This window comes from Pricia sp., assembly GCF_041745955.1.
Taxonomy (GTDB): Bacteria; Bacteroidota; Bacteroidia; order Flavobacteriales; family Flavobacteriaceae; genus Pricia.
On sequence record NZ_JBGTHY010000215.1, the window covers coordinates 1 to 7,320 of the forward strand.

The following is a 7,320-nucleotide window of genomic DNA, read 5'->3' on the forward strand; positions in this document are numbered from 1 at the left end:
CACCTATGCCACCCTACCCTTTATCGGCATTCAACCCGCACTAATGGACGAGGAAGGCAATGAACTCAAGGGCAACAAGGTAGATGGCCGCCTTTGCATCAAATTTCCTTGGCCGGGAATGGCCCGTACCATTTGGGGCAACCACGAACGCTATCGGGACACCTATTTTTCGGCCTATAAGGATATGTATTTTTCAGGGGATGGCGCCCTTAGGGATGCCGTAGGCTACTACCGCATCACCGGCCGCGTCGATGATGTGGTTATCGTTTCTGGACACAATTTAGGCACCGCCCCCATTGAGGATGCCATCAACGAGCATCCCGCCGTAGCGGAAAGCGCCATTGTCGGTTTTCCACATGATGTTAAGGGCAATGCACTATACGGTTTCGTCATCTTAAAGGGAACGGGGGAAAGCAGGGACCGTGACAACCTCAGAAAGGAAATAAACCAACAGATTACCGAACATATCGGCCCGATTGCCAAGTTGGATAAAATCCAATTCGTTTCGGGACTTCCCAAAACCCGGAGTGCCAAAATCATGCGGCGCATCCTCCGAAAAATCGCTTCAAAGGATACTTCCGACCTTGGGGATACCAGCACCTTGCTGAACCCTGAAGTCATCGAGGAAATTATGGAAAATTCGCTGTAACAGCAGCGTGAGACACCCCTATGCTGTAGCCAACACCCTACTCCGCCGTGCCAATACCATAATCCCCAAAGAGAGCAATCCACAGATGGCCAGGCCCAAGAACATCGGCCAAACCGTATCCTGTACAAAACTGCCGATATAAGAGGCAATCGGTACGGCCATTACCGTAGCAACAAACCCGTTGATCGCCGCGCCAATGCCCGCAATATGCCCAATAGGCTCCATCGCAATGGAGCGAAAATTGCCCCATAAAAAGCCAAGGCAAAAAAACTGGGTGAACAAAAACAGCACCAAAACCGCCACGTTCGGGTTCGGACTACCGTAGAAAACTACAACGTAGGTAACCGCAATGGCGCAAAATGCCGTCTGTGCCATCAAGGCCAACTTTCGCATCCCAAAACGCATTACAAGTGTACCGTTCAAAAATGTCGATAAGCCTACCGAACAAGCAAGTCCCGCGAAAATATACGGAAAAGACTCTGCCAGTCCGTATTGGTCTTCGAAAACGTGCTGCGACGAACTGAGATAGACCAAAAATGCTCCGGTGATAAAGCCCGAGGTGAAGGTAAAAGCAATCGTTTCCCTGTATTTCAAAAATTCCCTTAGCCCGTTTACAAAGACTCTTCCGGAAAAGGGAATCTTGTACTGTGGCCTCAAGGTTTCTACCTGTCTTTTCCAGAACCAAATAGCGACCACCAGGGCAAAAAAGAGCTGTACATAAAAGATGGCTTCCCATCCAAAAGCATCCATAATCCATTTACCGATAGCGGGGGCGACCACGGGCACCAAGATGAAAAACGCGGTAACGAAAGACATGATCCTGGCCATGTAATCGCCCTTATAGGTATCTCGAATGATCGATATAGCAATCGTACGCGGTGCCGAAAGTCCTATGCCTTGTAATATGCGCCCGATAATCATAATTTCTAAGGAGGGTGCAAATACGCAAATGGCACTGGCCACGGTAAAAAGACCAAATCCCATATAAACGATGGGTTTCCGACCAAAACTATCCGATAGCGGGCCGAAGAAGAGTTGCCCGACGCCCAATCCCAGAAAAATCATGGTAATCAATAACTGGTTGTCCGTTGGATCCAGGCTGTTTATGGCGATTCCGATATGCGAAATCGCGGGCAGCAAAGCATCGATCGCCAAGGCGACGATTGACATCAAAGAGGCCATCAAAGCGATAAACTCGAAGTTCGGTTTTACGTTTTCATTTTGCATCCGGCAAAAGTAGTACAAGGGATTCGCAACTGAAGTGGAATTGAAGGATTAGTTGGGCACTATTTTTTCTGATATGATTTTACCCTAGGAATCAAAATTAATTCCGTTTGCCGGCCGTTAACGTATCGGAAGCCGTCCTCGCCGTAGAATCCCGCTTCCTCTAACATGATTCGGATGTCCCTTTTCCATTCGGGAACGGTTATAGTGGTGTTCAGCTCAATAGCATAAACGGTATTCGGATTCAAAGGATAGCTTTCCCCATCGGCGGCCATTACGCCTTTTTGGGAATCCCACATGCCGATGGTGGTGCCGGCGGAGTGGCCGTATAATCCCAAAGGATGGGTGTAAATAGAGGGTCGCAATCCAGCCGCCTTCGCTTCTTGCGATGATTTTGCCAGAATTTCGTTTCCGGTACGACCTTTTTTCATGTTTTGGGTGAGGAAATCCTGTACCTTGTTTCCGGCCTTCAATCCTTCCCTCAAAAATTCCGGAGCTTCTTCTTCGCCGGGTCTCAAAACGTAGGCCAGTTCTTGGCAATCGGTATTCAGGCGCAAATAGGTAATCCCAAAATCACAGTGTACCAAATCACCGGGTAGGATTACGGTATCGTCGGGGCGATCTGAGAAGGAATAGAGATGCCCGACCAAGGCGTCATGGCTGCGTTGCACATCGACCGTAGGGTGGAACCAGGTTTCCAATCCCATATCGGTCACCTTTTGACGCATCCACCATTCCACTTCAGTAGTTGTCGTGATACCGGGGGTAATCACTTTTTCTGAAAAGGCCTCGGCGATAATATCATGCGTGATATCGACCAATTGGTCATAGATAATCATCTCGCGTTCGGTACGGGTCTCGATCCAACGCACCGCCAAGGGTTCGGCGGAAACTACATTTTTATGCAACTTCTTCGGAAGCTTATCCATAAAAGCCTCATAATCCGTTTTATCCAGGCCGTCGGCGATATTGAAATCCTCGGAAAAGTTCAATCCGATTTTCTTCGGATTTCGGACTTCTATCAACTGCATCAAACGTTTCCACTGGTCCGGCTCCTTTTCCCTGTCCCATGCCGATTTTATGTTTTCGCCGACATTGTACCTGGCAACCGCCAGCTTCTCAAAAGTGTTGCTCTCGGCATCCCTATAAAACAAAAGTATCGTTCTTCTACGCGCATTGAGCCAAGTGGCGGGAAGCATCGTACGCAGAACGGGGTCTTCGTTGTATTCCCGGGAAATGACCACCCACATATCGATGTCCGTTTCGTCCATCAATTTCGGTAGCAGAGTATTAAAACGATCAGCCAGAATCTCATCGACAACTCGGGCCCTTTCGACTTCGGGCAAAATTCGTTGGGCATTGGCGGATAGAAAAATTAAAAGACAGCTGATCGGAATGATTTTTTTCATGGGAAGGGTTTACGCTATGCAAATAACAAAAAAATTAACTTCGCGGGTGCTTGGTAATTGTTGAAATCAATCATCGATCCGTGCTACAATTTTATGCCGTAGAATTTTTCCGCTTTCGGTCTGTAAAAATTCGGCTACTTGATAGATTTTTTTTGGCAGCTCAAATTTTTTCAGGGCAGTTTGGGATTTTATTTCCCGAAGCAATTTTCGTTCCTCAACCTCCCCTTCCACTACCAAGACCAGTTTTTGTCCCAATTTTTTATCGGGAAGTCCGACTACAAAAAAACGGGAGGATATCAAAGTTGCCAGCTGGGCCTCGATCTGTTCGGGGAATAGCTTTACACCTCCAGAATTGATGACATTATCGTAACGACCTAACCACTCGAATTCGGTTTCTGATATCAGATGGATCATATCGTTCGTTACAACGGGGACATCTGTTATTTTCGGGGCATCGATGACCAGACATCCTCTTTCGTCGATCGATAGGGTAACCTTCGGCAAGGTCTTGAAATGTGGGGTATGAGTTTGGGGTTCGACTGTACCTCGACCTTGCCCGGCAGCAATGCTTAACCCGACATTGATTTCTTTCAAGGCAATATGGGTAATCGTCTCGGTCATCCCATAGGTTTCGAAAACTTGCGCTTTTTGAACCTGCCCTGCCAGTAGGCGGGCTTGGACTTGGGTTTGAACTTCTTGCGAAAGCGGTGCCCCCCCGACTATCAAAATTTTAATCCGACCAAGGGCATCCAACGAATTTTCAAGCTGCCACGGCACCATGGCACAAAAATCATAGGTTTTGGATACGCCGTCAAGCGGATCTGAAGAAGGGGTCACATAATCCAGCTCCAGGCCCAATACCATGGCCCTGACCAGCATCATCTTACCGGCAATATAGGTTGCGGGCAGGCAAAGCAAAGCGGAATCGCCCGGTTGCAGCCCAAAAAATTCGCCGGTGGCCAAGGCGGAGTTGACCATATATCGTTTCTGTAGCATGATGGGCTTCGGCTTTCCGGTCGAGCCTGAAGTATGCACTTGCAACATGGGGGTATCATCTAACCAATCCAGCAGAAAGTCACCGATCTCTTTCTCGAAAGGCTCGCCCTCCTTTATTAAACTGTACGCGACCTCCTTGAGTTCGTCACGGGAGAACGAAATGCCGTTGAGTTTAAAATAGCTATGGATTTTCCGGTAACGTGGTTTCATCGGTGTGCTGTGCTAAGAAGATTTCCTTTGAGGGTACTTTACCGGTCAGGCGCTCTTTCCAGTTGGACCATTTATATTTTCGTGAGAATATAAATAGTAAAATGGGATAAATTACAAAAACCGGCACCAAAACATCCCATCCTAAAAAAGGCTCCGAAATATCACGGTAGAGGGCATCGGTCTGAAAAGCCGTCCAATCGGTGGTGACGAGCAGTGCCACCGTAAGATTGTTGGCTGCATGAAAGCCCAAAGCAAGTTCCAGGCCTTCGTCCATTAAGGTGAGTATCCCCAGAAAAAAACCGGTACCTATATAATAAATCAAAATACCATAGCCCAATTTTTCTACCTCGGGATTGAAAAGGTGTGCCAATCCGAAAAGCAACGAGGTGACCAGTAACGGAAGCCATCTATTTTTGGCCATTACGCCCAAACCTTGCATCATATAGCCCCGCATATAATATTCTTCCATACTGGTCTGAATGGGTATCATAATTAGGGCAATTAACGCCAGGACCAGAAACGGTTCAAGTTTAAAGTTGAAAACATAATCTTCTGGTGAAAGTTGGATATCGATGATAATGAAAACCGTAGATATTACCGTCCACAACGCAAAAGCCATTCGTATTCTTCCCCAATCGATTTTCTTTCTGGAGGTCGTCAATTGTGTTATACTTTGTTTATGCACAAATTTCACATACGCAAACAGCGACAGCAGTCCAATCGCAAAGGTCAAAAGAATTAGAAATAAAAATGGATTCGATCCCAATACCTTGGCCATCGCCCCAAGATCACCGCTCGCCAGCACCGATATTGAATCTGCTTTTAGTAAGAGGGCTGCAATCAACGGAACACCGCCCAAAATTTGCCAACAAAAGAATACGGCCAAAAGACCCACAACATATCTCCATGACTCACTTAAACCCTTGTACGCCTGCGCTATATACATAATTTCTCAATTAAATCGGTTTCCCATTTTTTGTTCTCTTTATAAAACAATTTGCCGTTCTCTACTTCAAGCGGACTTTCAAAATTGTTGGTGTACAGACTTCCCGTACCCAATCCCTGTGGCATTTGACTACGTAACGTGTACGTCCATTGTGCGATGGCGTTCAGGCCGATATTACTTTCCAGGGCACTGGTGATCCACCATCCGATTTCCTGATTTTCGGCCAGATCGATCCATTCCTCACTTCCCCGATATCCGCCTATAAAACTTGGTTTGAGAATGATGTATTGCGGCTTTATGGTTTGTAGCAGATTTTGCTTTTCCGTTACATTCGTTACGCCGATCAACTCTTCGTCCAGAGCTATAGGAATCGGGGTTGCCCCGCAAAGATGCCGCATGGCTTCGGGATTGCCTTGCCGAATGGGCTGTTCTATGGAATGTAGATCGAATTGCGCCAATCTTTGTAGTTTTTCAAGGGCCCCGGAAGGTTCAAAAGCGCCATTGGCATCGACCCGCAGTTCGATCTGTTCTTTGGAATATTTTTTTCGGATGGATGCCAACAAAGAAATCTCCTTCCCGAAATCGATGGCCCCAATTTTCATTTTGATACATCGGAAACCCCCAGCCAATTTTTGTTCGATCTGTTCGTGCATAAACCCCTCGTTGCCCATCCAGATCAATCCGTTAATGGGGATTGGACTTCCCTTTTCCACAAAGTCGGATGCAAAAAGCACAAAGGGATTTTCGGATTGCAGGGATAAAAAAGCCTGCTCCATCCCGAATTGGATGCTGGGAAAATCGGATAAAGCGCCCCACAAAGCATCCTTTCCCAAATCGATGTTTTTGCAGGCCCACTTCAATTTTTCCTCATATCCATCGACATCATCGAAACTCAATCCCTTTAAAAGTCCACATTCGCCGATGCCGTATCGACCATTTTCCTCTAAAATTAAAATCCAAGTCTCCTTCTGACGGAGCACCCCACGCGAAGTTCCGCTGGGAATTTTAAAATCGAGAATATATTTTTTATAGGAGGCTTTCATACAATGGCCGCAAATTTAACTATATTTCAAGTATGGCGACAATCGAAAACAAAACAATATGGATTACCGGCGCATCATCGGGTATCGGTGAGGCTTTGGCCTATGCCCTGAGCGAGCGAGGCTGTAAATTGATCTTATCCTCCAGAAAAAAGGATGCACTCGAAAGGGTCCAAAAACAATGTGCCCATCCGGAAAACGTGAGGGTCGTTCCGTTGGATGTTTCGGATTTCGATGCGTTGCCCGAAAAGGCCATAGCCGCACAATCCGCTTTTGGCAGCATCGATATATTGATCAACAACGCGGGCATCAGCCAACGTTCGTTGATTATCGATACCGATTTGGGGGTCTTCAAGCGGATTATGGACGTGGATTTCTTTGGAGCGGTCGCCCTCTCAAAGGCGGTGCTCCCCCATTTTGTGGAACGTCAAAAAGGCTATTTCGTTACTATCAGTAGTTTGATGGGCAAGTTTTCTTCGCCCCAACGCTCCGGTTATTGTGCTGCAAAGCACGCCTTACACGGATTTTTCGATGCCCTGCGAATGGAACATGAGTCAGACAACATCGGTGTAACCATGGTCTGCCCGGGTTTTGTGCGTACCAATGTGGCCATAAACGCGCTCAAGGGCGATGGCAGTCCGAAAAACGAGGATAGCGAATCCATTGCGAACGGTATTCCCGTGGCGGTCGCTGCGCAAAAAATCATCCGTGCCGTCGCACGTGAAAAATTTGAGGTCTATATGGGCCAAAAGGAAGTTTTCGGAGTGTATTTGAAACGATTTTTTCCTACACTTTTACACAAGGTCGTTTCGGGGCGGAAGGTTACCTGAAATTGAACCAATAGCG

Annotated in this window: 6 protein-coding genes and 1 pseudogene; 2 read left to right on the forward strand and 5 right to left on the reverse strand. The window is 47.0% G+C overall.

The window, feature by feature from the left end; all coding sequences use genetic code 11:
• Positions 1 to 649, forward strand: a pseudogene (locus tag ACEW8S_RS07715) (acetyl-coenzyme A synthetase); the annotation flags it as partial.
• Positions 650 to 667: 18 nt separating this feature from the next.
• On the opposite strand, the gene ACEW8S_RS07720 reads toward ACEW8S_RS07715, so the two are convergent.
• The 5 genes from ACEW8S_RS07720 to ACEW8S_RS07740 all read right to left on the reverse strand — a co-directional run bounded on the left by ACEW8S_RS07720 (position 668) and on the right by ACEW8S_RS07740 (position 6,477).
• A complete protein-coding gene (locus ACEW8S_RS07720) occupies positions 668 to 1,876 on the reverse strand; it encodes a multidrug effflux MFS transporter (protein WP_373517586.1) in 1,209 nt (402 codons plus the stop codon).
• 59 nt (positions 1,877 to 1,935) lie between these two features.
• Positions 1,936 to 3,282, reverse strand: coding sequence for a M24 family metallopeptidase (locus tag ACEW8S_RS07725; protein WP_373517587.1), 1,347 nt, complete (start codon positions 3,280 to 3,282; stop codon positions 1,936 to 1,938).
• 66 nt (positions 3,283 to 3,348) lie between these two features.
• Positions 3,349 to 4,488 (reverse strand): AMP-binding protein, encoded by a 1,140-nt coding sequence (locus ACEW8S_RS07730; protein WP_373517588.1) that lies wholly within the window; start codon positions 4,486 to 4,488, stop codon positions 3,349 to 3,351.
• A complete protein-coding gene (locus ACEW8S_RS07735; RefSeq protein ID WP_373517589.1) occupies positions 4,460 to 5,434 on the reverse strand; it encodes a lysostaphin resistance A-like protein in 975 nt (324 codons plus the stop codon). The genes ACEW8S_RS07730 and ACEW8S_RS07735 overlap by 29 nt, the downstream gene beginning before the upstream one ends.
• Entirely contained in the window at positions 5,425 to 6,477 is a 1,053-nt protein-coding gene (locus tag ACEW8S_RS07740) for an o-succinylbenzoate synthase (RefSeq protein WP_373517590.1), read from the reverse strand. The genes ACEW8S_RS07735 and ACEW8S_RS07740 overlap by 10 nt, the downstream gene beginning before the upstream one ends.
• Before the next feature lie 32 nt (positions 6,478 to 6,509).
• Between ACEW8S_RS07740 and ACEW8S_RS07745 the strand changes: the two genes are divergently transcribed.
• Entirely contained in the window at positions 6,510 to 7,304 is a 795-nt protein-coding gene (locus ACEW8S_RS07745; protein ID WP_373517591.1) for an SDR family oxidoreductase, read from the forward strand.
• Positions 7,305 to 7,320: the final 16 nt, after the last annotated feature.